Consider the following 1,017-nt stretch of genomic DNA (forward strand, 5'->3'; position numbering starts at 1 on the left):
CACCGTCGCGCGGCTGCTCGCGCAGCGGGGCGCGCGGACCGTGGTGACCCCGACCGCGCTGCCGGACGGCTGGCTGTCCGCGACGGACGTGGAGCGCGTGGCCGACGACGCCGCGCACACCCCCGCGCAGCTCGACGGGGTCGACAGCGTCGTCACCGCCTGCGCGGTCGCGATCGCCGAGACCGGCACGATCGTCCTGGACGGCTCCCCGGACCAGGGCCGCCGGCGCATCACCCTCGTCCCCGACCACCACATCTGCGTCGTCCGCGTCCCCGACCAGGTCGTCTCCTCGGTCCCCGGCGCCCTCGAACGGCTCGATCCGGCCCGCCCGCTGACCTGGATCTCGGGTCCGTCCGCGACCAGCGACATCGAGCTCGACCGGGTCGAGGGAGTGCACGGGCCGCGCACCCTGGAGGTGATCCTGGTGAGCGCGGAGTAGGCGGCGCGGTTAGCGTGAGGTCATGATCCGGTTCGATCAGGTCACCAAGCGGTACGCGGACGGCACGACGGCGGTGGACGGCCTCTCCTTCGAGGTCGCCGAGGGCGAACTGGTCACGCTCGTCGGCCCGTCCGGCTGCGGCAAGACCACGACGATGATGATGGTCAACCGGCTCATCGAGCCGACGTCCGGCCGCATCTACGTCGACGGCGAGGACATCGCCGCACTCGACCCGGTCAAGCTGCGCCGCCGCATCGGGTACGTCATCCAGCAGGTGGGCCTGTTCCCGCACCGCACGGTCCTCGACAACACGGCGACCGTCCCGGCGCTGATCGGCTGGAAGAAGGCGAAGGCCCGGGCCCGCGCGGCCGAGCTGCTCGACCTGGTGGGCCTGGACCCGAAGACGTTCGGCGGCCGCTATCCGGAGCAGTTGTCGGGCGGTCAGCGCCAGCGCGTGGGCGTGGCCCGGGCCCTGGCGGCCGACCCTCCCGTCCTGCTCATGGACGAGCCGTTCGGCGCCGTGGACCCCGTGGTGCGCGAACAGTTGCAGGACGAGTTCCTGCGGATGCAGGCGGCGG

2 protein-coding genes are annotated in these 1,017 nt (G+C 72.9%); both read left to right on the forward strand.

Annotated features, from left to right (window positions below):
• The coding region (locus G3I40_RS36220; RefSeq protein WP_164559075.1) for an LUD domain-containing protein at positions 1 to 439 on the forward strand (439 nt) is incomplete at its 5' end.
• Positions 440 to 461: 22 nt separating this feature from the next.
• A partial coding sequence (locus G3I40_RS36225) for an ATP-binding cassette domain-containing protein (RefSeq protein WP_164559076.1) occupies positions 462 to 1,017 on the forward strand: 556 nt, incomplete at its 3' end.

It is taken from the genome of Streptomyces sp. SID14478 (assembly GCF_010548525.1).
Classification (GTDB): Bacteria; Actinomycetota; Actinomycetes; order Streptomycetales; family Streptomycetaceae; genus Streptomyces.